The organism is Dyella sp. 01N36 (assembly GCF_056399745.1).
This window is the reverse complement of record NZ_JBFTRY010000008.1, coordinates 30460-51987: the sequence shown is the minus strand read 5'-3', so window position 1 is coordinate 51987 and position 21528 is coordinate 30460. Positions and strand designations below refer to the sequence as shown.

The window sequence follows — 21528 nt, the reverse complement described above, 5'->3', positions numbered from 1 at the left end:
GGGCAAGCTCCTCAAAACTTCGTGTTGATCTCAAGCTGCACCACGTCGATGGACAACGGCGGTCCGTACACCTGCTTGGCGTTGAAGTAACGCGCCGAAAGCCATGTACGCGTGGCGATGCCGTAATCCGCGGTGAAGATGAAGCCCTTGGCATTGGTGCCGCCGAGGTGGAAGTTCACGTCGGTGAGGCCGTCGAGCACGGCGTCGGGCTGCAGGTACTTGTAGCCGAAGGTGACGTTCCAGTCGTTCGCCGCCATCGGGTTGGGATTGCCCAGGATGCCGCGCAGCAGCCAGCCCACCGGGCCGCTCTTGTACGGGCCGGTTTCCGTTGCCGACGTTCCGTTGTCGTAGTTGTTCACCGGCGTGCCCAGACCGTTGGCGTAGCGCGTCAGTGCGTCCTTGGCGTGATAGGCCATGTTGCGCACGTAGTCGGCCTGGATGCGTGCCGGCGTTTCGCCGATCTTGAAATCGAAGGTCGAGGTGACGTTGGCCAGGTGGTAGTCGTACGACAGGCCGACGAACTGGGGCTGCGCATAGTTACTCGGCGAAGCCGGATCGGGCACGATGTCGCGCAGCAGGAACAAGGTGTTTCCCTTGAGCATGAAGGCCGGCGCATCGTCGTCGGTGCTGCAGTAGTTGATGCCGGTATAGATGGGACACGGCTCGGACAACTTGCCGCGCATGCCCTCGAAGTAGTAGTACGCCAGCGCGGCGCTCCACTTCATATCGTCGTCGATGTGCCACGTCGCGCCCAGCTGCAACGCAGACATCCAGCGCTCGTCCGAGTGGTTCTTGTCGTAACCGAAGGCCTGCGATGGCGTGTTGTTGCCGGTGTACTGGATCGGGAACAAGCCCGCCGTGGCGAAGCCGTCGACATCACTGTTGAACGGCACATTGAACTTGCCGGCGACACCGTCGAAGTTGAGTTCCGGCGAATAGATCAGGTCGGTGACGAAGAACGGATCGGCCATGCGGCCGGCGGTGAGCGAGCCCCAGCTATAGGGCTGCCACTTGATCCAGGCGCGGTCCAGCCAGAGGTCCTTTTTGACCAGGCCGCCGCCCAGCGCCTGCGTGGTGGACACCGGGTTGTTGTCGTTGCCGGTGCCGATGCGCACGCCAGCCGTCACCGTGTCGGCGACCTTGGCGGTCATCGCCAGATGCGCCTGCATGTCCAGGATCGACATGCGGTTCTGCTGCGAGTTGAGGATCGGCGGATTGACGCCCTGCGAGATCTGGTTGATGTCGAACGGGCCGTTCCGGTTGAGCGCCGCGTAATCGATGAAGTACGGCGAGTTGCTGCGGCTGTACAGCCACGATTCGTCGCGCACGCTGATATCGCCCGACCAGCTGATGCGATCGAGCCATTCCGGCATGGCATTGGGCGTGGCCCAGTGCTCGCTCTTCGCTTGGGCGACCACTTCCTGCTTCACCTGCTCGCGGATTTCGTTGCGCACGCTCTGAGGCACGTAGGTGACGCGCACATCGCCCGGCTGTGCACCGTCGACCGGCGGCCGTGCCACCGGTACCGCGGCGGCGACACGCTGCGCCTGGGCGGCCTCGGTATTTGCCTGCGAGATCAGGCCATCGGCGTCGGACTGGGTGATCAAGCCCTTCTTCACCATCAGCCGGATCAGGTTGATGGTGGCGTTGGGCGACGGCGCGGCATCCTTCGCCAGCGTGGACAGCGAGGTGACTGCCAGCAGCATGGCGATGCTGGCGCACAGTGCACGGCGCGTGAGGCGCGCGCCTGCGCGCAGAGCATTCCTGGAACTCATGAGTTTCTCCAATGCGTGGTGTTGCCGTGCGGCAAGCAAAACAAGAACAAAGAAGTGAGGTTCATACCGGTCGACGTCCACGGATGGCCGCGCGTATCGGCATGCGCATGGTCGGAGGCGGCGGCGTATCGATATGCAGGCCTTGCAGCACTTCGACCAGCGCGTGATCGGTGGTGGACGAACCGCTGGGCGTGATCAGTTCGATGCGTGACACGCGGCCATCGGGTTCGATCCACAGGCTGGCCTTCACGTCGAAGGCGAGCCGGCGCGTGCGATCGTCGTGTTCAATGGCCTGCTGCAGCGCGTAACCGAGGTATTGCTCGTACGACGCGCCGCCGACACCGTTGCCGCCGCCGCTGCCGACCATGCCGCCGCCATCGCCCGCGCCGATGTTGAACGAGTCGTTGCCCGCCTGCGCCGGACCGTTGATGGTCACCTGCTTAGCCAGGTCCGGCGCCTGCTTGGGCGCATCGACCGGTTTCATCGGCTCATTGGGCTTGGGCAGTTCCTGTTTGGTTTCCTCGAGCTTTTTCGGTTCGGGTGGCTTTTCTTTCGGCGGCGGTGGCGGTGGCGGCAAGGGCGTGATGGTGGCGATGCGCGGCGCCGAGCGCCGCACACCCACCTGATGCCCGGCGAACTGCCACAGCAGCAGCCCGGCGATGATCACGGCAGCCGCGACGCCGATGCGTCCACGCCAGCGCTTCCATCCGCCATTCCTTGGTGCCGGTGCGTTCATGGATGGCCCTCGCACCGTCAGCCTTGCTGCTTGCCGGTGACCAGGCCGACCTGCGAAAGATCAAGGCGGCGCAGGAGATCGAGGATGTCGACCACCTTCTGGTACTGCACGTTGGAGTCACCCTTGACGATGACCGGGAAATCCGGTGTCACGGCTTTCTGCGTGCGCAGGCGCTGCTCGAGCTCGCTCAGCGAGACCGGGAACGCGTCGAGGAAGATCTGCCCGCTGTCGGACACCGTGATCGCCTTGGTCTGCGGCTTTGCCAGGCTGACCGACGTGCTGGCCTTGGGCAGGTTCACCTTCACGCCCTGCACCGAGGCCGTGGTCATGATGATGAAGATCACCAGCAACACGTACGCCAGGTCGAGCATGGGCGTGATGTTGATGTCGTCGTACGGCTTGTCGTCGTCTTGAACCTGCATGGCCATTCTCCTCAGGCAGTGACCGCGGGCTGGTCGATGTCCCGATGAAGCTCGGCGAGGCGCGTGACGAATTCATCCACGAACACCTGCATGTTCGCGGTCACCGCCTTGTTGCGGGTCAACAGGTAGTTGTAGCCAAACAGCGCGGGAATCGCGACGAACAGGCCGGCCACGGTGGCAAGCAATGCGGCAGAGATACCGGGTGCGATGGCGTTGATGTTGACGTCGCCCGCCGCGGCAATGGCGGCGAAGGTGATCATCACGCCGACCACGGTACCCAGCAGGCCAAGGAACGGACCGCCCGAAATCGCGATGGTGAGCATCACCATGGAGCGCGAGAGCTTCTGGTTTTCGCGCACCAGGGTGGAGTCCATCACGGCGCGGATCGCTTCGATCGACTCGCTGGCGATCACCAGGCGACCGTGGCTGTCGCGACGGCGCCACACTTCCTTCTTGCCGACTTCATACAGGCGATACAGYGAGGACTGGGCAAATTCGCTGGCGTAGTTGTTCGTATCGGACATGCCAAGCAAGTCGGTGCCAAGGGTGCGGAAGCGATCGAGGAAGCGATCGTTGGCGTTGGTGACGGTGCTGACATAGCGCCCCTTGTTCCACATCACCACCCAGGAGATCGCCGCCATCACCAGCAGGATCGCGATGACCACCCATGCGTCGACCGTCACCGATTTGACGATGATGCCGAAGTAGCCGAAGCCGAAGCCCGACTTCTTTTCGTCTTCGCCGTATTGCATCAGGCGGGATTCAGCGCCTTGCGAGGCCGCGTCCATGGCAATCAGTGCGGCGGGACGCGCCACGCGCGAGAGGCGCAGCTCGTCGATCTCACCGGTAAGATTGGCCAGCGGCGCACCCGAGGCGGTGGCCGTATCGCCACCCAGCGTAGCGATCGAAGTCAGCACGGGGATCGATGCCGCCAATTCGCCGTACGAACGGCCGTTGACGTAAAGGCGCACGTGGCCGGCTTCACCCGTCACCGCAAGATGCGTCCACTGGCCCGGCTTCAGCGCTTCACCCGCCGGCGTGCGCAACGACTGCTCGCCGTCCACCTCGACGTACGGTGCACCATCGGCAAGCGCAATGATGAAAGCGCGACCTTCCTGGCGACGCACATAGATCGCCGTGGGCGCCGTCGGCACGGCATCGAGCTTGATCCAGCTGCTGAAGGTGAAATTGCCGCCGTCGGTGACATTGAGCGAGGTGCTCGCCGGCACTTCGACCGAAGCGGTGCCGTCGAAGCGCGCGGCGCGGCCGACGATGCCGCCATCGACCGTGCGCACCACACCCTTCTGCGCGTTATTGGCGTAAGCGGTGGCGTCCTTGGGCGGGCTGCCGGCGGCTTCGTCGAAGTGATAGACCAGCGTGTAGTCGGCATCGAAGGTGGCCGCGCCACTGCTCTGCACCGGCGCCTTGGCGTTGCCGTAGTACATCCAGATGGTCTGCTGGCCGTTGGACGGCAGGTCGGCGGTGTCCACCCAGACCTGGCCCACGCCCATGACGGGATCGAAGGTTTCCACTTCGTAGTTCAGCGGCGTCTTGCCGTCGGCGGCGATGAAGCGCAGGTCCGCTCCATTCTTGGCCACGCCGTCGAACTGGAAGTTGCCCGAATGCAGGCGCACCAGCAGCGGCACGCGGCCGGTGGCCGGCGTCATGCTGGCGCCCTTGGGCGTCGTGTCGATGGTGATGGGCTTGCGGTAGGTCCAGTCGTCGTTCCACCAGGAAACGTCGGCGGCGAGGGCAGGACGCGCCATCCACGAAAGGCATAGCAAGCATGCAAAGATCAGGTAACGCATCGTAGTTCCACCCCTAAGCGTCGGGAATCCAAGGTTTGAGCGGTTCGCGGCCAGGTCCTTCACAGGTTGGCCTTCAGGCTGAAGAGCACCTGCCCGTTGCGGGCACGCGTGCGGGTGCCGTCATGCAGCGGATAGGCAAATTCGAGCTCGCCGTTGAGCACGCGGAACAGGCTGAAGCGCGTGCCGACGCCGGTGCTGACCAGGTTGAAGCGGCTTTGCTGGTCGGGCAGCGGATCGATCAGCAACACGCGCCCGCCGTCGAGAAACAGATGGAAGCGCCAGTCGTCGACGAAGTGGCCAACCACGCTGGCGAGTGACGGGCTGCGCAGTTCCACCGAGGCCACTGCACCGTTGTCCCCGGTTTCCTCGGCCGACAGATAACCGCGCACGCTGCTTGCACCGCCGGCCGCAAACTGTTCGCTGGAGATCAGCGGCGAATCGGCCAGTTGCACGCTGCCACGCACGGCGATGGAGAAATCCGCGCCCAGCAGGTGCGTGTAGTTGATGTCCGAATGCACATAGATGTAGTTGTCCTTCGCCTTGTAGCGAAGGTTGTCGAACTCGGTGCGCGAGCTGCCCAGGCCGCTCCAGCCGAGATTGCCGGTGAGCGTGAAGGCCAGGTTCGACCTTTCTCCGCTGCGCTGACCGTTATAGGTGACGTTGAGCGGGTAGTAGGTGATCGGTACCTTGGAGGTCTCCTCACCCAGCGTGATGTTCTGATCGAAGTGCTTGTGGCTGATGCCGAACGACAGCGACTGGCTGTAGGCACCCAGCAGCGGCAGGTTGCGCGTCGCCTGCAGGGTTTCGGAGTTGCCCTTGCCCAGCACCGTGGTGCCGCCCAGCGTGTTCGCGTTGCTGTTGGACTTGTAGCCCGAACCCAGCAAGGCCCAGTCGCTGTTGAGCGGCGCGAGATAGGACAGCGCATAGACCTCGGCCGCATGGCGATCCTGCGGCGCGACGATATACGTGGCGGAGATCGTATGGCCCGCTTGCCACAGGTTGTCGTAGCGGACATTGGCGACGGTGCGCAGCTCCGGCGTATCGGCGCTGTGGTCGTTGTTCACTTCGACGCTGGCGTGCAACGGGTACGAGTCGGTAACCTTCAGCGTCACGTCCATCGTCTGCGGCAAGCTGCCGGGCTTGAGCATCGGCACGACTTGCTGGCCGGGCTGCGTGTTCACCTGCGCCAGTTGCGCCTGCGCCTGGGTGAAATTGGGCACGCGGCCTTCGGCCAGCGACGGCACGGCATCGCGGATCGCTTCGGGCGAGTGATACTTCGCCCCTTCCACGCGCACGCGGCCGATGCTGTTCTCGGTGACCTGCAGCATCAGCACGCCATCCTTCACCTGCTGCGGCGGCACTTCCACCACGACCGACTGATAGCCCTTGGCCTGGTAGATCTTCTGCAGCGCATCGCGGGCGGCGTGGACGTCGTCGAGGCTGCGGCCAGGGCCGAGATACGGCTCAACCGCCTGCTCGATCTCCGTTGAATCAAGCACATGGTTGCCGCGCACGAGGTATTCGTTGACGTCGAAGCGCGCGGGCGCCTGCCCGGCAGCGCCAGCATCCTGCTGCGCGTGCACCGCACCGCAGGCGCACATCAGGGCGAACGCCAGTAGCTTCAAACGCGCTGGCCGCGCCATTCCCTTGCCGTCGTTCATGCGCACGCCAACCCCCTGAGCGCCCGCAGCGTGCCCTGCGCGAGCGCGACACGGCAGGGTACGCCGGCGGTTCTAACCGAACGGCGACAGCCGGGTTTCCGAATCACTTCGGCGGCCGCACCGATACGCTCGCGAATGCCGGATCCGGCATGATCGACCGCTTCGCCATGGCGAACAAAACCGCCTTCCATGCTCGTAAATGGCCTTCCAAACGGCCAGACATCGTTCGAAACCATCGCGCAAAACCTTCCCTGGGCGAGACCTTGGGTCTCACCCTTCCCTCTCGCCAATACGGCCGCCCGGACCAGATCCGAACGGAAGAGAAAGTGGGCATCCCAGCCCCAGCATTCGTCCTTGCCCAGAAAGACGGCGCACCGACGCAGGGACTGAACCAAGTCACGAAAAATTCATGTCAGCGACTGTTTCAGCCTGTTTTCGCCGCCCTGGACTCCAAACTGTCATCCAGGCCGTCACGCAACAGGCGCGCGAGCGCGCACGTGGCACGCGCGTCGGTCGCGGCCATCAATAAACCTTGGGGGAAATAGATCAGCTGACCAGTACGATGCCGCCAGGCAAGGAACGCACCGACGCACCGAAAGCCTGGTGGATCAGCGACGCGACGTCGCCGAGCTGGTTGAGCGATACCTGGGCGTGCACCTTGCGTGACGCCAGTTCGTCGTTGGTGAGGATGATCTTGCCGGGCCGATAGCGATTGATCTCGGCAATCACATCCGACAGCGGGCGGTTGTCGAATACAAGCACGCGACGGCGCCAGGCGATGGCCTCGTCGGTATCGGCCGGCGCCACAGGCGAGAGGCCTTCACTGCTATAGCCCGCCTGTTGGGCACGACCCAACTCCTCTGACCGTCCCTGGTAAGCCACGCGGATGTTTCCGTCCAGGCCGGTCACTTGGACCCGGCCATCAAGGCAACGCACGTTGCAAAGCGTGCCCGAGGCCGCGTGGATGCCTCCCTGCAATGCATTTACTTCGAAGTTGCCGGCATGTTCGCCCGACACCTGCAACTGGATTTCCCCCGTCAACAGTTCAATCCCTACGGCACGCCCTTCGGACATGCGCACATTCATCGCCGTCTGCGTGTTCATTTCGACGACGACGCCGGGACTCAATTCGATCTGCCGCTGCTCGCCGGTGGCAGTGCGGTAGTCGGCCATGACGTCGGGCAGGCTGGGCCAAAGATTCAGCGGTGAGCGGGCCACCAGCAAGGCCGCCGAGGCCGCTACGGCGCCGCCCAGGAAGGCGCGGCGACTCATCCGTACACGTTTGGTCGCCGCCTGTTCCCGCTCGCGTTGATTGCGTGCCGCCGTGCCCAGGTTTTCCCATAGCAGGCGCGTTTCGGCGAAGGCCTGGGCATGGGCCGTGCTCTGTGCGCACCACTGCTTGAAGCCCGAGGCATCATCCGTGGTGGCACGCCCCGAGGTGAGCACGAGCAGCCAATCGCGCGCCTCGCGGTGAAGCGCCGAATCGTGGCCCATGGCGGAAGAACGTGAACTCATACCCTTAAGACTCTTTTCCGGCCCCGGGACCGAACCGCTGGACCACACGCCGATCGAGACGCCGTCCACAGTGTTCCAGCGCCCGCTTCAATTCTTTGCCCACCATGCGAACCGAGATGCGGAACCGGTCGGCGATTTCCTGCTGCGGCAGGTCGTCGACCCGCGACGCGATCAGGATGGCGCGCTGGCGCTCGGTCAACTCCGCCATGGCCTGTTCGAGGGCCGCCACCTCCATCCGCGCATGGACGATGCGCGCCGGATCGAGCGCGTCATCGGCGAAGTGCAGCAGATCCTCCACTTCCTCGCCGGTCAGGTAACGCGAGTCGGCCTGGCGCTGGTCCGCGGCGACGTTCAAGGCCATCCGGAACAAGTAGCCCTCGGGGTTGTGCGATACGACCGAGGTGTCGCCCATCCGCTCCACGCGCAGATAGGTCTCCTGCAGCACGTCGTTCACCAGTTCTTCGGAGCCCAGGCGGCGACGCAGGCGGCGGCGCAGCTCCGGCTGCCACTCCATGAACAGGCCAAGCAAGGAGAGAGACGAAGGCCCCATCGCGATGCCTCAGCCGCGCGAGGCCACGGGGGCCTCGCAGCGCAGCGGGTGCGATTTGTTCGCGGGCAGGAGCAGCAGCGTCATGGGCTGGCCCAGGCCGGCCGGCGGCGGTTCCACATGCACGCCTTCAAGCGCGCCACTGATCGTGGCATCGCGTGTCTGCAATCCGGTCGAGCCCAGCAAACGTACCCGATTCACCCTGCCCTCTTCGTCTATCCATACTTGCAAGGCCAGCCGGTACGTACCCGGTTTCGCATTCGGCACGCGGCACAGTTCCCGTTCAAGGGCAGCCTGCAGTGAAGCTCCGTAAACTTCCCAGGTATTGTCGATCGCGCCCTGTGCGTCGCTCTCAGTGAGAACTTGCGTGCTACTGCTGCCGAACGATTCCAGCGTAAACGCCTTGTCGGAGGCATAGCGCTCGCGCAGGCCGGTTCCCGCAAGCAATCGGCGCAGGGCGTCTTCCGTCGTGAACTCGCCGCGCACTCCCGGCGACACCTTGCCGACCAGCAGTCGCTCATCCACCAGCAACGATTGCCCGGTGATATCACTGAACGCTTTCACCGCGGTGCTCAACGGCTGCGGGCCAATGTCGAACACGTAGACGCCGACGGCGCTGCCCGCAGCCATGCCAGTTGTTGACGCTTGTAATCCACCTGCATGGCTCGTCCCCCAACAAAGCCAACCCGACAACACGAGCGCCCACCAGGCGTGCGACATGAAGTGCTTCCAGAAGACCGAATGACGGGTTCTTGCATCGAACGCGGTCACTCGCATATCCCGAAAAATAGTAACGGTAGCTTATGTCAGTTGGATAACGCGACGGGTTTATGAATCTATGCGAAGGCCAGGTGAATATGACAGCGGAGATGTCTGATCAGTGACAAATGCGCGCCGGAGACAGGAGGCGGGAAACTTTTCTAGGAAGTTTGTGCACGCATTAGCCTCCTGGTGCGAAGCCAGGACGACGATTTACCCGAGCTCGTTTCTCACTAGTGTTTGTCGGCGCAGCGCTGCGGATCTGCGCTCGACTTCCAGCGCACGTCGCTCAATCTATCGACGCTATGCCGGCCTGCGGGAAATCATTTCTGCCACTTCATCGCACCACGCGATATAAGCCTGTTCGGCAATCACGCCGCGGCGCGTCACCAACAGCGGCCCCAGCTGTTGCTCAGTCAATACCGCCTGTCTGGCGAGAAAGAAATCCAGTTGTGCCTGGTGCTCCGCACGTACCTCACGGATCTGCTGCAAAGCCTTTTCGCGTGGCAACAAATCGAAGCACAACACGCGAAGTATCTGTTCGTCCTTGATCGACGGGCGCGGCGAACCCTGCGCCACCCAGGTACGCAGTTTCTCGAGGCCTGCCTCGGTCAGGCTGTAGATCGATCGTTCCGGTCCACGCGTTCCGGGCACGCGTTCCGATTGGATGAGTCCGTCTTGTTCGAGCTCGCGCAACGCGGGGTAGACCGAACTGTGCTCGACCGACCAACAGTGCTGACCGACGATTTGCAGCCATTTGGTCAGCTCATAGCCCGAACGCGGCTCGTTATGGATACCGGCGAGCAGGACATTCTTCAGGGGCTTTTCCTTGCCCGCTGCCGTTTCTTTCTTATCAATCACGTGTTTACCCCACCGTAGCCAGGTCGCCCGCACAGGCAGCTATGTATTTTTTGACATAGCCGACCTACGCTGCCACTATGTATTTTCCTACATAGATCGTAGCAGAAGCCCGCTGGCAACTCTGGCCGCGAGCAAGCAACCGCAACTCGCCAGCCATGCGTGAGCGCGTCGTGCCTTCGATCTATCCCCACCAAAGTGAGAGAGACATGCCCCAGGAAACCATCCTTGTCACCGGCGCCGCCGGCAGCGTCGGCTCGACGGCACGAACGGCCATCGGCATCCTGCTGAAGCAAGGGCATCGCGTGCGCGCCATGGTTCGCAAACAGGACGCACGCGCCGACACGCTGCGCGACCTGGGCGCCGAGGTGGTGGTCGCCGACATGCTCGATATCGTCGCCGTGCGTGCGGCCATGCAAGGCTGCACGGTGGTCTACTTCACGATGTCGGTATCGCCGGATTATCTGGAGGCAGCGAGCAATGTCGCCGTCACGGCGAAAAGCCTGGGYGTGAAGGCYTTCGTCAATCTSKCSCAGATGACGYTGTCGCAGATGAGCGAGACMGAGACSACCARCAGCCCGCARCAGAAGCAGCACTGGCTCGCCGAACAGATGTTGCGCTGGTCCGGCCTCCCTGTGGTTTATCTGCGCCCGACGGCTTTTTTCGATGGCCTGTTTCTGCTGCAAGCAGCCAAGGGCATCCGCGACGACAACGCCATCCGCCTGCCCTTTGCCGATGGCAAGACCTCGCCCATCGCCGCGGCCGATGTAGGGGCCGCGGCGGCGGCCGTGCTGGCCCATCCAGCGCCGCATATCGGCAAGGTCTACGAGCTCACGGGTCCGCAATCGCTGACCATGACGGAGCTTGCGCAGGAGTTCAGTGGTGGACTGGGCCGCGCCGTCCAATACGTCAACGTGCCGCCGCCGATGTGGGAAGCCAAGCTGCACGAAGCCGGACAGCCCGCGCACCTGATCGCCCACCTCGTCGTCATGGCTCAGCTGCACCGCGAGAATCGCTACGACCGGATGACCGACACCTTCGAGCAGTTGGTGGGTCGCGCTCCCATGACCGCCGCCGAATTCGCACGCCAGCACATCGCTGCGTTTACGCCGGCCTGATCCTGGAACTCACGGCGCGGCGTATCGCAGGCAGGCTCTAGAGCGCCATACCACCGGATGCCTCGATACGCTGCCCATTGACCCAGCGATGGCTCTCGCCCAACAGCGACGCGATCAGCGGGCCGATGTCGTCAGGTACGCCGGCGCGACCTAGCGCGGTCATGTCGGCGACGCGCTGGTTGAGTTCGGGGTTGTCGCGGACCATGCCGCCGCTGAAATCCGTGGCAATCGCTCCGGGAGCCAGAGTGTTGACGGCGATGCCGCGCGCACCGAGTTCTTTCGCGAGATAACGCGTGAGTACCTCGACGGCGCCCTTCATCGACGCATACGCGGCGCTACCCGGGATGGTGATGCGGGTGAGGCCGCTGGAGATGTTCAGGATACGGCCGCCGTCATGGATCAGGGGCAGCAGCTTCTGGGTGAGGAAGAACACGCCCTTGAAGTGGACCTGGTAGAGACTGTCCAGCTCCTGCTCGGTGGTGGCATCAATCGACGCGTGATGCGAGGTGCCGGCATTGTTGACCAGATAATCGAAGCGCTCGGCGCCCAGCGTCGAGAGTGCTGCATGCACCTGACCCACGAATGCGTCGAAGTCCGCCGCGTTGCCGGTATCCAGGCGCAAGGCAATCGCCTGCCGCCCGGACTGTGCAGCTTGCTTCACCACCTCTGCAGCTTCGGCCTCGTTGGAGCGAAAGGTGAAAATGCTGTCGACGCCGCGCGCTGCAAGGTTGAGCACGGTGTTGCGTCCCAGTCCGCGGCTTCCGCCGGTGACGATGGCGATCTTCTGTTCGGGTGTGCGAGTAACGAGGGTGGTCATGCCTATCTCCAACGTGATCAGGATGGGCATCAGCTTAGGCGCGCCGGTGTCCTCGCCAAATGCCGGAACTGACCACCTTCTTGCCTAGTCCTGCTCGCCTGTGATCAGGCCGCCAAAAATGGGGATAGCATGGAGACCTGCACGTTGGGAGCGCGCCTCATGCCGGACGCCTTGACCGAAATCGTCAAACGCTACACCGACTCGCAACCCGGGGACGGGCCGTTCGAGACCCCGATCCCGGGTCTCATCTTTTTGCGCTCGGACCATCGCAAGCACCCTGCACATCTGGTCTTCAGACCAGCATTGTGCGTCGTCGTGCAGGGAGCCAAATGGACCACGTTTGGCGGCCAGCGCTTCGACTACAAGCCGGGGCAAGCGCTGGTGGTGAGTGTGGAAACTCCTGCGCTTAGCCGTGTCGTCAAGGCCAGTCCCAGCGAGCCTTATCTGGGCATCATCCTGGAGTTTGACCTTGCGGTGATGCGCGAGGTGATGGAAGGACTCGATGCGCCCCCGCCACCGGTGAGCAAGGTGCAACACGGTATTTTCGTCACGCATTTCCGGGGATACATGGCCGAATGTGTCTACCGCCTGGTGCGCCTGATCGACACACCGCAGGCCATACCGGTGATTGCGCCGATGATCATGCGCGAGCTCTGCTACTGGCTGCTGACCGGTCCACACGGTGGCGAGGTGGCTGGCCTGGTGTTGGCGAACGGCCATGCGGAACGCGTCATCAAGGCCATTCATGCCTTGCGCGATCAGTTTGCCGAGGCCGTGCGCATCGAAGAGCTCGCCGCCATCGCGCAAATGAGCCCCTCCGCTTTCCACCGTCAGTTCAAGGCGCTGACCGCCATGACGCCGCTGCAATACCAGAAGCAATTGCGCTTGCTGGAGGCCCGGCATCTGATGGTGAGTGGCGTCGCCACGGCCGAATCGGCGGCCTACCAGGTGGGCTATGAAAGCCCGTCGCAATTCAGTCGCGAGTACTCGCGCATGTTCGGCGCCCCGCCCCGGCGTGACGTGGCGACGCTGGTGCCTGCTGCGGTGTAAGCGCCGATCGGTTGCGATTGACATCAGTTCGACATGTGGATGCCGCACTATGTGCGCCCCCGCGTCTGGCAATGCATGCTCCCATGGCCGATGGTCTTATCGAATCGCTCGATGTCGATGCTGTACTGGAGATGGTTCATGGTCGGCGTGAGTTTCGCGGCACGTTCTGGGTGATGCCGCGCGGGCGGTCAATGATGTCCGGCAGCACACCGCTCACCTATCGAAGGGAAATCGATGCGGTGGGCGCAGCGCGAAAGGCAGCCATTGCCATCGCTCTGTATGCGGGAGAGTCGTGATATGCCGCGACAGGCATCTTGCGAGAAATTTACGCGGCTGCGCCTGTTTTGACGTAGCGCCTTTACGGCACAAAGCCGCACCATGGCGCGTTCGCTCTGAGTAGCCGTGTCGAGTGCGATGTCGTGAGTATCCTGATTGTCCGTGGGCCGCATAGCAGCGGCCATTCCCTCACTGCTGATCTGCTCTACAACCTTCAGCAACAAGCCCTGCAGGCCGGTCGCCTGCTCGAACTGCGCGCCTGCGGCGCCTTGAGCAACTTCATTGCACAGGTGAGCGAGGCCAAGTCCGAGGCCACCGAGTTCGTGCTGCTCGATCCGGGTGATCTGACTCCCGAAATGCGCGCGCATCCCGAAGCCGGCCTGAGCGCGGCGATTGACGACCTGCGTGCGCCCTATATCGACGTGCACGACGACTTCGGTGATGGCATCGAATGCTGCGCCGGGCTGCTTAAGCCTCCCGTCGCCACCGTCATCATCAACGGCAATATCGAGAGCGGCTACCGCATCGGCCTGCGCCTTGCGCTGCGCCGCCTGCAGCTTCGCTCGTGGTCGAGGCGTGACGGCGTCGCCGGTTAGCGATCAGAGTTCCATCGTTTTCGTCCTGGCAGGCGACGGGACCTTCGGACGACTGGCTGCGCCTCCGCTCACTTCCCTCAAGGTTGGCGGGTGGCGCAGTCCAGTTTTTTCTTGCGCGTTCTGTCCGGTCAGTCGGGATTCGCCGGTTGGACAACGCCTGGGATGAGTACTGCGCTGCTCGACTACGCCCTGATGCCGAGTGCACGCGATCCGGCCATCAGGCTTTTCGACGATGACCGCGCGGCATAGGCGAGGTGTCGCGCCAGTACCAGTTCGACCCGGGTCCCGCGTGGCATCGCGGCACCGATCGACAACAGGCCGCCCAGTCGTGCGGCACGCTCGTGCATGCCCGCGATGCCCCAATGCCCTTCCTTCTGCCTGGCCTGCAACTTTTCCTCGGTAATGCCGATGCCGTTATCGGTCACCTTGACGGTGAAATGCCTCGGAAAATAGTGGACTGACACCAGCACCCATTCGGCACTCGCATGGGTGAACGCGTTGATGATGCCTTCGCGCGCGATGGCCATCACTTCGTCGCGCACCTCGGGGCGCAGAGGGCGCGGCCTCCCTTCGCTGTGCACGGTGTAGCTTGTGGTGGGAGACGTCGCCGCATGCGAGCCGAAAGCCTCCAGATCCTTGGTCAGGTCACCGTGCTCCCAGTCGTCCCGGCGCAGGCGGTGAATGGCGTTGCGCGCCTCGATCATGGTCCGGCGCATCTCTTCTTCGATCTGCGCCAGACGCGTTCTCTGATCCTGGGCAAGGCTGGCGCTGGTAGAGATCAGCTCGAGCTGGAGGAGCATGCCTTGAATGCTTTGGAACAACGTATCGTGCAGCTCACGCGCAATTCGCTCGCGCTCCGAAAGGCGCTCATCCAGGACACGCTGGGACTGCATCTCCAGAATCCACACGCCCAGTAAATACATGAGCGTCAGTAAGAGCGCGGCGACACCAAAGGGGACGATGTAGGTCAGCCAACCTTGAAGCTTCCACATGCGAGGTACCTCGAGGTTCTCACGCTGCGCCGACGTCCAGGGTCGAGCTCCAGCGGATGGGGGCGCCGTTGAATCGAGTCCTGTGCGCTGCGGCTCGATGGAACCTTGCCATGCCCTCAGATCGGCTGAAGGTGATGTCCCATGCACAGCAGCGGTCGCCGTCTGGCGTCCTGGGGTATGCGAGTTGTAGCAGTGCGCTTGAATCGAGGGAATTGTTCGAAAGCGCAAGATGGATGTGCACATCCCCAACGCGACCCGCTCCTGTTGCGCGAGCTGCTGTGACTGCGAAGGCCTGCGGCGTTCGCTGATCGCCTGATCGGGAAAGCTCGGCCGGATTCGAAAGTTGCTGCGCCCGCTTTGCGCAGCAGGCTAGAAAAGGCTACCCCGCCGCAACTTGACGGCCACGTGCAGCTTGGCGAGCCAACCGGGATCCTCGAGGTTGCTCCCGGTCATTTCCTGGATGCGGTCGAGTCGATAGTTAAGCGTATTGGGATGGATGCCCAGCACCGCCGCGGTTTGCTTCCTGCGCTGAAACTGATCCAGGTAGCATTCCAGCGTCTTGAGCAATTCGGGATCGTAGGATAGCCGCTCAATCAGGGACTCCAGGTAGCGAAGTACATTGTCGGCGCGTCTGGCGCCCTCGCGCAGGGCGATATCGGAGTACCGGAAGACCTTGGCGTCGATATCGGTTCGAGCACCCAGTTCAAGGGCCTTCAACGCTTCATCGACCGATGACAACCAACCGGCCGGCCCATGCCCCATCATGCCTATGCCAACGAGCTTCAAGTCGCCAACGGATTCGATCAGCCGCTCGGCCAGCTCGTGCATGCGTCGATCGCTGGCAAGAATGGAATCGCCGCGGATACAGGGCATCCAGACCACGAAACGTTCCCGGTGAATGACCCGGACCAGGTCATTTGCATCGACTTTGGCCACCCGCGCGATCCGCACCAACACGTTATCCAGCTCCGCTTCCACGCGAGAGAACATCGATATGGGCAGGTTGGTTTCAAAGGCCATCGCCACACGTGGAACCGTCGGATCCAGCGCAATGGCTTCGGCGATGCGGTTGAATTCGGCCACGTTGCCGGCATCGCTGAAGACGATATTGCACAGTTCATAACGCAGCACGTCCCGACGCCGGGACTGCTGGTACTGCTCGTCCAGATACGCCTCGGCGATGGATTGCACCATCTTGCCGAAGTGGTCCAGCAGATAAGGGGTGACCTCGAACAGCAACGCGTCGCGCACTTCGTCGTTCTTGGAGGCCAGTGCCAGATAGGAATTCCATAGTTCACGCGAGCCCAGGCGAAACGCACCGAGCAGCGCGGTCAGTTCGATGCCCTGGTGGACACGCTTTCTTCCAAAGAGGGAAAACTGCTCGACATCGGCTTCGCTGGGCGCCTTGCCGCTCAAGATCGCGTCAAACCACAGGGCTGCCGACTGCCTGATGGATTCGATGACGTCGCCCCGCGTGCTTGAAGACAACTGGGCGTAGTCGCCCTCTTCCTCTTTCAGCGCCGCATAGCAGCGGTCAATGAGTTCTTGCGGTGAGGCCGCCATGGCCAGCGTGTCTTCACGCAGCTTGCCTGAGACATGGGGGATCTTCGCGTTCATGGTTGATCGCCTGTGTACATGGAAGGGTCCCACCTTCGCGCCGGTGGCGCGAAACGCCTTGCGCCCATCCTCAAACCCATCCCGACCTGCCGGGCCATCATCGCACCCTCGTACGGATGGGTCACGGCGGAGCCGAAGTTGACGGATACCTGTTGCCCGGGAGCCGTGTGCGCGCCGCCGGGCGCGACGCCGTTGTGCATAGGCACAGACGTGTTGTGATTCCAAACAGTTCTATTGGTCCCGACGCGCTGCTAAAACTCCTCGCCCCACGGTATCGATACCGATCCGGCGGCCTCCTCGGGGGAGACCGTACTTATTCCGGCCATCCTGTCGCCCGCGCGACGGCTGGTTCGGCTTGCCCAAAAAAGGTAGACGGAGGTTCTCTGCGCCACGAGCTCTACACCATCATCCTCAGCAAGCCGGAGGACGTCGCCGGTTTCAATCGAGTCGCCGAATCGCTCGGGCTCGATCCGACCGTCCCCCGGGTGGCCTTCGCGGCGGAGCTGCGGATGCCCGAGCACCTGATATCGCGCAATGAGGCTGAGCTGGAGCGCATCGTGCTGGGCATGGCGCGCCTGGCCAAGACGGCTCCCATCGACCTGGTGCAGCTGATCCACCGCGACCGGCTCATCATCTGGTTCCCCTGCATACGCGGCGATTCCCTGCTGGCCAGCGACAAGCGGATGGGCGGACTCGCCGAGCGCCTGATCGCGTCCGTGGCGGAGCTGGCGCGCATTGGCGTGGGCATGATGGGGCAAGGCTCACAGGGCTGGGCGGTGTCGATGGACGAGGCCCTGAGAGCGCTGGAGATGGGCGGCCGTAATGCGACGCCGAACAAAGTGCATCGCTACTCCGACATCGTGCTGTATGAGGGCGCACGGCGATCGGACAACGTGCTTCGCTATCTCCAATCCCTGATCGAACGCCTGTCGCACGAGCCGGATCTGCTGCGGACACTCGAATGCTATCTGGATCAATTCCAGCGCAGGAAGCGGACCGCCTCGGACCTGGGCATCCATCCGAACACGCTCAACTACCGACTGCAACGAATCCAGGAGATGACGGGAGCGGACCTGCAGGATCCTGCGTGGCTATCCAAGCTGCATATCGCGGTGCGCCTGCGGCAGGGCAGCTGTTGAGGCAGCGTGCTTAGTCCTGCACGAGCGTCCCTGAGTGCAGCTCTTCGCGGCAGATGGTGCTGAAGTCGCACAGGGGATTCATGGCCTGGTTGTCCAGAATCTCCGTGACATCCCGGAAGGACTTGTTGGGCGCCAGATAGGTCTCGATGATCACGCGCACCACACGGTCGGCGCTTTCCACCACCGCCGGCGACGACACCACGCGCATCCTGCTTACCAGCGCGTAGAGATTGATCAGGTTGGAAACAGCTGGCTTGTCGTGCTCGTAGGCGTCCGCATACCACTTGGACGCCTCTTGAATGAAATCCCGGTAGAGCTCTTCGCGCCGGCTCAAGTTGGCCGCGCGCTGCTGGGCGCTGAATTGCACGCGCTGGTTGAGCCACGACGCCGCCAGCGAGGTCAGTCCACCGATGGCTGATCCCGCGAGCGCAGCAAGTGCCGAGATGTAACCCGTTTCCATGATGATCTGCCCACGCAACTCCTTGGGTCGGCGGAAGACCGTGATGGAACGCAGGCTGCACGCTCCCGGCACGGTCCTGGCAACCGCCGTCTCTTTCTTCAGCCCCTCCGACGCGGAGGGGCTTACTTGACCGAACTGTCGATCAAGGTCTTCAAATCCGTCACCGAGTAGGACACGGACATGCGATAGCCGTTACCGCAACGCACCGGCGCAAGATCGGAAAGTTCTTCTCCCTCGCATTCCGGCAGCTCGAGATAACCCGCTCCCACCCAGGGTTCCGCGACCGTGAAGTTATCCATCACGGACTTCACCAACTCATGCACCGCCGGCTTCTCCCACTGCCCTGCCGCGAGACGAGGGAAATGCCGCAGATTGATGGTGGGACGGGAACCGAGCGCCGCCAGATCGGTGACGGGCCGGTCCAGAGTCACCAGGCCGCGGGCCACGCGCTGACCGGCAGTCGACGCCGAGGCTCCAAACTTCGTGCCTTTCGCCACGGGAGCGGACGCGATGCCGTTGACCGCAAACGTGCGCGTCTGAAAGATCGAGCCATACCGCTTGGGAAATCCCTGCGCCGACCCTCGGGCCATCGCCGAATCGTTGTCCACGAAAATATAGGGACAAAACGCCACCGGCTCGCCCTCGTACAGCGCGTCCACCAGGATGAAGAACTCGCGATATTGATAACGCGCAGGATCGAGGAACTCCTCGCGCTCACCGGTGAACTGCCAGTCGATGAAATAAGCCTGGGCGTGCCCTTCGGCCTTGATGTCCGGAGTCAATCCATCCGGCAGCAACGCTTCGACTGCTTTTGGCTGTGCCCAGAAATCGATCACCAGGAAATCGCCCGCGTAATGCCATGGCGGCGACGGGGCGATGGTGGACAGACCGCGAGGCGTGATGGGAACGAAAAATCCGTTCTTCATGGGGAGGCTCTCGTTCGTCATGGAAGGCGCAGAGAACTTTGAGATCACCCCTGCCACGAAACCGCAGTGTCTCGCCTGCATGGGGACATCAATGCTCTGCCACGACCACTATGGCGTCAGGGCGGCAGGCGATCTTGGACGAATGTGATCGTGAGACGCAAAACCTCATGCGACCTTCGGCGCCGCCCGCGTCAGCGCGACCCTAAAGAGTAGCTTCGGTGTACCGAAAGCGGGCTTGGACGATGGCGGCCTATCAACGAAAGTTGCGTCACTGATTGATCGTTGATGACCTCAGGCTCTGCCACGACACCGCCTGCCCAACTCTCACAGTTCAGCGGCTCAAACATAGGTGGGCCGGATCGTAGACGCCCATGGTGGCCTCCTCCCCGCCCTGCACCGCTCAACGTTGCCTTTAGCAAGGCTGCCCCAGCCGAGCAGGTCAAGACCGCCGCCTCCCTTCACTGTGCCGTACACCGAGGATCCACGATGAGTGCAGCAACAAGTGACCGCCTGCTGGTGCTTGAGGCGATTCCCCCACGATTGCTCTCCCTGTCACTGGACGCCAGGCAGCTCGATGTTCTGCTCGATGACCTGGGCGGCACGCCCGATGGCATTGCCATCGACTACAGGCATCGGCACATCTACTGGACCAATATGGGCAAGGACTGGTCCAAGAACGACGGCTTGATCGAGCGGGTCGATTTCGACGGTTCGCATCGCACGGTGGTCATCTCCGAGGGTTCGACATTCACGCCCAAGCAGATGCAGGTCGATGCCGACGCAGGCCTGCTCTACTGGTGCGATCGCGAAGGCATGCGCGTGATGCGCTCGCGCCTCGATGGCAGCGACATCACGGTGTTGGTGCAAACCGGGGCGACCGAAGCGGAGCGCGCCGACGAACGGCGGCATTGCGTCGGCATCGCGATCGACCGTGCGAACGGGCGACTCTACTGGACGCAAAAGGGGCCGCCGAACGGTGGCCAGGGCCGCATCCTGAGCGCCCCGCTGGACCTGCCCAAAGGCATGTCGCCCTCAAGTCGAACGGACATCCGCGTCGTATTCGACCAACTGCCCGAACCCATCGACCTCGAATGGGATGAGCAAAGCAACACGCTGTACTGGACGGATCGAGGCGATCCGCCGCAGGGAAACACGCTCAATCGTTCGCGCTTTGCGCAAGGCGAGCCGGGTAAGCCGGAGATCCTGCTGGCGGGCCTGCAGGAAGGCATCGGCCTCGCCCTGGACCGCGCAAGCAACCAGGCCTTTGTGTCCGATCTGGGCGGCAACATCCGCGTGGTGGCATTGAGCGACGCAGCCTCCCCGCGCGTCATTCGTTCCGGCCTGGGGGCGCTGACCGGCATTGCGCTCTGGCAGCCCTCGTCGGCGTGATCCGCCAACTCATCTTGCGTCGACTCGCAACACCAGCGACGCGCAACCATCGCCATCCGATCGAAAGAGGCCACCGTTCATGAGCAGAGACATCAAGAAAGTCGTCGTCATTGGCACGGGAGTAATTGGCGCCAGCTGGTGCGCGTTCTTCCTCGCCAAGGGTCTGGATGTCATCGCCACCGACATCGCGCCCACCGCCAAGATCGCCCTGGATGCCTACATCAAGGAGGCATGGCCGGCGCTTGAAGAACTGGGCCTCTCACCGGGTGCATCGCTGGATCGCCTGATCTTCACCACTTCTCTGGATACGGCGCTGGCGAGCGCGGACTGGGTGCAGGAATGCGGCCCGGAGCGGCTCGACTTCAAGCAGGATCTCTATCGCAACATGGATGCCTTCCTCGCGCCCGATGTCATCATTGCCTCCAGCTCGTCTGGCTTGACCATGACCGACATCCAGGCCAAGTGTGAGAAGCATCCCGAGCGCTGCGTTATCGGTCATCCGTTCAACCCGCCTCACATCATTCCCCTGGTCGAAGTGGTTGGCGGCGCCAAGACGTCCGAGGAGACGATTGCCCGCGCGATGTCGTTCTATGCAGCGCTGGGCAAAAAGCCGATACGCATCTTCAAGGCGCTGCCGGGACATGTCGCCAACCGCCTGCAGGCAGCGGTCTACAAAGAGATGCTCTACCTGATCGAACAAGGCGTGCTCAGCGTTGAGGATGCCGATGTTGCGGTGAGCTACGGGCCGGGTTTGCGCTGGGGCGTCATGGGCCAAAGCCTGCAATGGCATCTCGGTGGCGGCGCCGGTGGCATTGGCCACTTCATGGAACACCTGATGCTGCCGCTGCAGGGCCTGATGAAGGACTTGCGCGAGCCGACGGTCGACGATGCCCTCAAGCAGAAGATCGTTGCCGGTGTGCAGGCGCAGGTGAAGGGCCGTTCGGTGGATGAACTGGCCGACGCCGAAAACAAGGTGATCATCGGCGCCCTCGCCCTGCGCAGGAAGGTCGGACTGGCGTAACGGCGTCCGCGATGCAACCTCGCCGCGCTGCCGCGCAAGGCGCGCG

22 protein-coding genes are annotated in these 21528 nt (G+C 62.9%); 8 read left to right on the top strand and 14 right to left on the bottom strand.

Translation table 11 applies throughout. The annotated features are described in order from the left end of the window. Positions 1-11: 11 nt before the first annotated feature. From AC1DMG_RS03720 to AC1DMG_RS03700, 5 genes are all read right to left on the bottom strand, one after another. A complete protein-coding gene (locus tag AC1DMG_RS03720; protein ID WP_477176475.1) occupies positions 12-1775 on the bottom strand; it encodes a putative porin in 1764 nt (587 codons plus the stop codon). Between the two features lie 61 nt (positions 1776-1836). After that, a complete protein-coding gene (locus tag AC1DMG_RS03715) occupies positions 1837-2511 on the bottom strand; it encodes a TonB C-terminal domain-containing protein (RefSeq protein ID WP_477176474.1) in 675 nt (224 codons plus the stop codon). 17 nt (positions 2512-2528) lie between these two features. Continuing rightward, entirely contained in the window at positions 2529-2933 is a 405-nt protein-coding gene (locus AC1DMG_RS03710; RefSeq protein ID WP_046973016.1) for an ExbD/TolR family protein, read from the bottom strand. 11 nt (positions 2934-2944) lie between these two features. Further along, positions 2945-4741, bottom strand: a complete 1797-nt coding sequence (locus AC1DMG_RS03705) for a DUF2341 domain-containing protein (protein WP_477176473.1) — start codon at positions 4739-4741, stop codon at positions 2945-2947. Between the two features lie 59 nt (positions 4742-4800). Beyond that, a complete protein-coding gene (locus AC1DMG_RS03700; RefSeq protein ID WP_477176484.1) occupies positions 4801-6402 on the bottom strand; it encodes a ShlB/FhaC/HecB family hemolysin secretion/activation protein in 1602 nt (533 codons plus the stop codon). A gap of 149 nt (positions 6403-6551) precedes the next feature. On the opposite strand from AC1DMG_RS03700, the gene AC1DMG_RS03695 reads away from it, so the two are divergent. Next, positions 6552-6947 carry a hypothetical protein gene (locus AC1DMG_RS03695; RefSeq protein ID WP_477176472.1) on the top strand — a complete coding sequence of 132 codons (396 nt, stop codon included), beginning with the start codon at positions 6552-6554 and terminating at the stop codon, positions 6945-6947. A 1-nt stretch (position 6948) separates the two neighbouring features. Here the strand turns inward: AC1DMG_RS03695 and AC1DMG_RS03690 are convergent, their stop codons facing one another. The 4 genes from AC1DMG_RS03690 to AC1DMG_RS03675 form a co-directional block, all read right to left on the bottom strand. Then, complete coding sequence (locus AC1DMG_RS03690) at positions 6949-7917, bottom strand: FecR family protein (RefSeq protein WP_477176471.1); 969 nt, start codon at positions 7915-7917, stop codon at positions 6949-6951. A gap of 4 nt (positions 7918-7921) precedes the next feature. After that, complete coding sequence (locus tag AC1DMG_RS03685; protein ID WP_477176470.1) at positions 7922-8431, bottom strand: RNA polymerase sigma factor; 510 nt, start codon at positions 8429-8431, stop codon at positions 7922-7924. A gap of 45 nt (positions 8432-8476) precedes the next feature. Further along, positions 8477-9235: an STN domain-containing protein gene (locus AC1DMG_RS03680; RefSeq protein ID WP_477176469.1), complete on the bottom strand. Its 759-nt coding sequence runs from the start codon at positions 9233-9235 to the stop codon at positions 8477-8479. 291 nt (positions 9236-9526) lie between these two features. Then, positions 9527-10084: a PadR family transcriptional regulator gene (locus AC1DMG_RS03675; RefSeq protein WP_477176468.1), complete on the bottom strand. Its 558-nt coding sequence runs from the start codon at positions 10082-10084 to the stop codon at positions 9527-9529. Between the two features lie 206 nt (positions 10085-10290). Here AC1DMG_RS03675 and AC1DMG_RS03670 point away from each other — a divergent pair, with 206 nt between their 5' ends. After that, complete coding sequence (locus tag AC1DMG_RS03670; protein ID WP_477180182.1) at positions 10291-11199, top strand: NmrA family NAD(P)-binding protein; 909 nt, start codon at positions 10291-10293, stop codon at positions 11197-11199. A 37-nt stretch (positions 11200-11236) separates the two neighbouring features. Here AC1DMG_RS03670 and AC1DMG_RS03665 read toward each other — a convergent pair whose 3' ends face one another. Next, positions 11237-12016, bottom strand: coding sequence for an SDR family NAD(P)-dependent oxidoreductase (locus AC1DMG_RS03665; protein ID WP_477176466.1), 780 nt, complete (start codon positions 12014-12016; stop codon positions 11237-11239). A 159-nt stretch (positions 12017-12175) separates the two neighbouring features. On the opposite strand from AC1DMG_RS03665, the gene AC1DMG_RS03660 reads away from it, so the two are divergent. The 3 genes from AC1DMG_RS03660 to AC1DMG_RS03650 all read left to right on the top strand — a co-directional run bounded on the left by AC1DMG_RS03660 (position 12176) and on the right by AC1DMG_RS03650 (position 13938). Next, positions 12176-13066, top strand: a complete 891-nt coding sequence (locus tag AC1DMG_RS03660) for an AraC family transcriptional regulator (RefSeq protein WP_477176465.1) — start codon at positions 12176-12178, stop codon at positions 13064-13066. Positions 13067-13149: 83 nt separating this feature from the next. Further along, the gene (locus AC1DMG_RS03655; RefSeq protein WP_477176464.1) at positions 13150-13362 is read left to right on the top strand and encodes a hypothetical protein; all 213 of its coding nucleotides are present in this window, start codon (positions 13150-13152) and stop codon (positions 13360-13362) included. Positions 13363-13485: 123 nt separating this feature from the next. After that, the gene (locus AC1DMG_RS03650) at positions 13486-13938 is read left to right on the top strand and encodes a hypothetical protein (RefSeq protein ID WP_477176463.1); all 453 of its coding nucleotides are present in this window, start codon (positions 13486-13488) and stop codon (positions 13936-13938) included. 182 nt (positions 13939-14120) lie between these two features. Here the strand turns inward: AC1DMG_RS03650 and AC1DMG_RS03645 are convergent, their stop codons facing one another. Both AC1DMG_RS03645 and AC1DMG_RS03640 read right to left on the bottom strand, forming a co-directional pair. After that, positions 14121-14930: a sensor histidine kinase gene (locus tag AC1DMG_RS03645; protein WP_477176462.1), complete on the bottom strand. Its 810-nt coding sequence runs from the start codon at positions 14928-14930 to the stop codon at positions 14121-14123. 369 nt (positions 14931-15299) lie between these two features. Continuing rightward, positions 15300-16547 carry a PucR family transcriptional regulator gene (locus tag AC1DMG_RS03640; RefSeq protein ID WP_477180181.1) on the bottom strand — a complete coding sequence of 416 codons (1248 nt, stop codon included), beginning with the start codon at positions 16545-16547 and terminating at the stop codon, positions 15300-15302. Positions 16548-16762: 215 nt separating this feature from the next. Between AC1DMG_RS03640 and AC1DMG_RS03635 the strand changes: the two genes are divergently transcribed. Beyond that, a complete protein-coding gene (locus AC1DMG_RS03635; protein WP_477176460.1) occupies positions 16763-17686 on the top strand; it encodes a PucR family transcriptional regulator in 924 nt (307 codons plus the stop codon). Between the two features lie 10 nt (positions 17687-17696). Here the strand turns inward: AC1DMG_RS03635 and AC1DMG_RS03630 are convergent, their stop codons facing one another. Further along, positions 17697-18146 carry a hypothetical protein gene (locus AC1DMG_RS03630; protein ID WP_477176459.1) on the bottom strand — a complete coding sequence of 150 codons (450 nt, stop codon included), beginning with the start codon at positions 18144-18146 and terminating at the stop codon, positions 17697-17699. Between the two features lie 122 nt (positions 18147-18268). Further along, entirely contained in the window at positions 18269-19072 is an 804-nt protein-coding gene (locus tag AC1DMG_RS03625; RefSeq protein WP_477176458.1) for an acetoacetate decarboxylase family protein, read from the bottom strand. A gap of 486 nt (positions 19073-19558) precedes the next feature. Between AC1DMG_RS03625 and AC1DMG_RS03620 the strand changes: the two genes are divergently transcribed. Together AC1DMG_RS03620 and AC1DMG_RS03615 are read left to right on the top strand one after the other, a co-directional pair. After that, on the top strand, positions 19559-20461 hold the full coding sequence (locus AC1DMG_RS03620; RefSeq protein WP_477176457.1) for a hypothetical protein: 903 nt from the start codon (positions 19559-19561) through the stop codon (positions 20459-20461). A 79-nt stretch (positions 20462-20540) separates the two neighbouring features. Then, on the top strand, positions 20541-21482 hold the full coding sequence (locus AC1DMG_RS03615) for a 3-hydroxyacyl-CoA dehydrogenase NAD-binding domain-containing protein (RefSeq protein ID WP_477176456.1): 942 nt from the start codon (positions 20541-20543) through the stop codon (positions 21480-21482). Positions 21483-21528 lie beyond the last annotated feature (46 nt).